A 3,467-nucleotide genomic window follows, 5' to 3' on the forward strand; every position below is an offset into this window, starting at 1 on the left:
GCGTGGGAGGGTGGGGGGATGCGGGTTGAGGGCGATGTGGTGGTCGATGAATATCTGCGGGAGTTGGCGGGGCGGCTACGCGGACCGCGCCGGCTGCGCGCGGATCTGATCACCGAGGCGCGGCACGGATTGCTGGACGCGGTCGAGGCGTACCGGGACAGCGGCATGTCACCCCGCGAGGCGTCCCGGCAGGCGATCGCCGACTTCGGTACGCCGGAGCAGCTCGTCCCGGCGTACCAGGCCGAGCTGGCGGTGGCGGCGTTACGCGGGCTGTCGCTGCGGATGGTCGCCTTCGCCGGAGCCGCCACCATCGCCGGTGACCTGACCTGGCAGGGTTCGAGTTGGAGTGCAGGCCCGCCACCACCTACCGGCTACCTGCTGGTGTCGCAGTCGGTGGACTGGATCTGGGCAACCGCGTTCCTGGTCGGGGTCGCCGGTCTGATACTGGCCGCCGCGACCGCGCGCTCGTCCCGTCCGGTGTTCACCACAGTGGCCCACGCGGTGGGCGGCCTGTTGACCGCCACCGCCGTGCTGGGTGTGCTCACCGGCGCGATGCTGTTCGGCTGGTCGATCCTGCTCTGGGACGCGGCGCTCACCTGGCCGCCGATGATTGTCGGCATGCTCGCCGCCGGCACCGCCCATCTCTGGCTCGGCCGGGCGGCGCACACCTGGCTGCTCGCCACCCGCTGAGCGCAGCCCGCCACCGCCCGGCCTCCGGTCGGCCAGCCTGCCGACGCGAGGGCCGGTCGTCCGGTCAGCCCGTTGGCGCGAGGGCCGGTCGTCCGGTCAGCCTGCCGGCGCGGAGGCCCGACCATTCGGTCAGCCCGTTGGCGCGGGGGCCAGCCGGTCAGCCTGCCGGCGCGGGGCCCGGGTCGAGGAAGCGACCGACAGTCGCGCTGAACTCCCGCCATCCCGATCGCTGGTCGGCCAGCGCACGCCGACCCGTGTCGGTCAGCTCGTAGGTGCGCCGCTCCCGGCCGTTGACGGTGCTCCAGGCGCTGGCCACGTGACCGGCCCGCTCCAACCGCCGCAGCGCCGGATAGACCGTGCCGGTGGGCAGGTCGAGCTGGCCCTCGCTGCGGGCACGCAGCGCCTCGATGATGGCGTACCCGTGCAGGGCACCCCGCTCGAGCACGGCCAGCAGCAAGGCGTCGAGGTGTCCGTGCAGCGCCTGGGCCTTCATAGGTAGGAAAGCTACCTGTCAGGGGTCGACGACGCCACCGGGGCCGACACCCGTTACCCAGCGCAGCCAACTAGGGTATGTGCCCAGAGTCACCCACCGACGCCGCGCCGGCGGGTGAGCAGCCCGACGCACCCGGAGGTCACCGTGGCCCGCCAGTCGCCTGAACGGCCGGACGCCGACGAGCCCGCGCTCGATGCCACGACCGGTCCCGCCGAGCCCGCGCTCGACGCCGCCGAGCCGGCGGCCGACGATGCCGAGCGCGCGGCCGACCCCGCCGGACCGGATGCCGCTGCGGCCCGCGCCCTCTGGGAGGAACTGCGGATCGACCCGGTGGAGATCGCGCTGCCCGCCGGCACCGGTTACACCCTGCGGGCGTACCGGCCGGCGCGGGAGCTGACTCCGACCGACGTGGCCGAACGCGACGCTGACGACCCCTTCCTGGCCCGCCGGCAGGTGGTCGAGGCCGAGGAGGACGAGGACGACGAGGTCGTGATCCTCGACGAGGAGGTCGCCCGGGAGTTCGCCGAGAGTGACGACGACGAGAAGCGGACCAAGGGCGACGCGGACGACGCCGCCGAGGACGACGCCGAGGCGGACGACACCGAGCAGGCGGCCGATGAGGCCGGCGACGAAGAGGTGCCGATCTTCCTGAGTCACCGGGGTCGGCTGCTGCTGTTCAAAACCCCCGAGTCACTTGTGAGTTTCGTCCGTTCCGGCGCGCCGAACGACCTGACCCAGCTGGACAGTTGGAATGAACTGTCCGAACGGGTGGAACCGGCCGACATCGCGCCGCGGGACGAGGACATCTACGAACTCGATCTCGTGGTGGAGAACCTCCGCGGCGGGCACGACGCCTGGGACTCGACGCTGCTCATCGAGGCTGGCGAGGTGGCCCGGGACGTGGCGTACGCGCTGCGCCTGCCGGCCGTGCTCGACATGCTCTCCAGCGGCTCCAGTCTCGACGATCTGGACGAGGCACTACGGGCCTCGGCCAATGGTGGGATCGGTGGATTCATGGGGCGTCGTCGATTGAAGAGAATCGGGGCACAAACCGCGAGTCTCGGCTGGCGGACCATTGTCGGAAAGATCTCTGCGGTCGTGGACTGGCGCGACTGACCCGCACCAGGGAGCATCAGTCTCTGGCAGAAGAATGCCCTGTGTCCCGGGAGGAGGACGACGCCGTGGCGCTCGTGCGCGTGTACTGCGGTCTGGCCTCGGCGGATCCGGCCGACCGATCGGCCCCGGCCGGTTCGACGCTGACGTCCGCTGTGGTCGACGACGCAGGCCGTCTGCTGCATGTCTGCGAGATCAGTGACGACCCGGCGGGTTACGCCCGGCTGGTCACGCTGCTCGTGGAGCGCTCCGGCGGGCCGAGCGGCGCGGCGATCGCCGCTGACAGCGACGACCACACGATCACGTCGTTGCTCAGCGCTGCCGGACGCCCGTTGGCGATCGCCGACGACGACTCGGTCGACGACTTCGCCGAGCGCTTCGCCGACGACGACTCGGTCGAGGAGATGCAGTCGCCGCCGGCCGTGCGGCGGGCCGTGGGCCTGGCCCGCGCGTTGCAGGCGGGCGCGCTGTCCGCGGTGACCCTGCCCGCCCCCCGGGACCTCGCCGGATACAAGCAGGTGCTCGCCGCGCACGCGGCGCTGACCAGCGGCCGCCACTCCGCCGCGGTCGCGCTCCGTGAGGTGCTCCGCGAGCTCTACCCGGCCGCGCTGCGCGCCTACCCCGACCCCGCCGATCTGATTCCGCTGGCCGTGCTGGACGCCCTCCCCGAGCCGGGGATGCTCACCGACGCCGTCGGGCGGGGCCGCGACGCGGCAGTCACCGCCGACGCCGTGGTCGCCCAGCTCGCCGCCGACGGGATGGGCGACGCCGACGAGATCGACGAGGCCGTGACCGCGTTGCGGGTGGCCATCTCCGAGACCCCGCGCCGGTCCACTGTCAACCGGGCCCTCACCTCCGCCGCCGCCGAGACGATCCGGCAGGCGGTCGCCTCCGTACGCGCCTGTGACGCCGGCTGCCAGGCGTTGGTGGGCGCGCTGCACGCCCGCACCGCCACACCGACGCAGCTGCCCGGTCGACGCTCGGCCGACAGGCTCGTCGAACCGATCGGCGAGGCGCCGCACGCCGCGCCCGGAGCCGGTCTGCGTGCGGTGCGTGCCGTCGGGCCGGAACCCTCCGGCGGACGACGCAGCCGGCCCGAGCCGGTGGGCGGCAGCGGCGCGCCGCCGTCGCCCCGGCCGATGGCTCCGCCGCCGGTGGCGCCCGCCCCGGT

Annotated in this window: 3 protein-coding genes and 1 pseudogene; 3 read left to right on the plus strand and 1 reads right to left on the minus strand. The window is 73.3% G+C overall.

Annotated features, from left to right (window positions below; all coding sequences use genetic code 11):
* Window positions 1-690, plus strand: a 690-nt coding sequence (locus tag C1I93_RS29580) for a permease prefix domain 1-containing protein (RefSeq protein WP_309148224.1), incomplete at its 5' end; no start/stop codon positions are given.
* A gap of 157 nt (window positions 691-847) precedes the next feature.
* On the opposite strand, the gene C1I93_RS29585 is transcribed toward C1I93_RS29580, so the two are convergent.
* Complete coding sequence (locus tag C1I93_RS29585; RefSeq protein WP_111246543.1) at window positions 848-1,183, minus strand: PadR family transcriptional regulator; 336 nt, start codon at window positions 1,181-1,183, stop codon at window positions 848-850.
* Between the two features lie 114 nt (window positions 1,184-1,297).
* On the opposite strand from C1I93_RS29585, the gene C1I93_RS29590 reads away from it, so the two are divergent.
* The gene (locus tag C1I93_RS29590) at window positions 1,298-2,299 is read left to right on the plus strand and encodes a SatS C-terminal domain-containing protein (RefSeq protein WP_111246544.1); all 1,002 of its coding nucleotides are present in this window, start codon (window positions 1,298-1,300) and stop codon (window positions 2,297-2,299) included.
* Between the two features lie 41 nt (window positions 2,300-2,340).
* Window positions 2,341-3,467: pseudogene (locus tag C1I93_RS29595) on the plus strand (transposase); the annotation flags it as partial.

This window comes from Micromonospora endophytica (assembly GCF_003236305.1).
In the GTDB taxonomy this organism is placed as follows: domain Bacteria; phylum Actinomycetota; class Actinomycetes; order Mycobacteriales; family Micromonosporaceae; genus Micromonospora; species Micromonospora endophytica.

Bases quoted from the DNA above. Each gene is read 5' to 3' on its own strand.
- C1I93_RS29585 (WP_111246543.1), bottom strand. From the start codon at position 1,183: ATGAAGGCCCAGGCGCTGCACGGACACCTCGACGCCTTGCTGCTGGCC.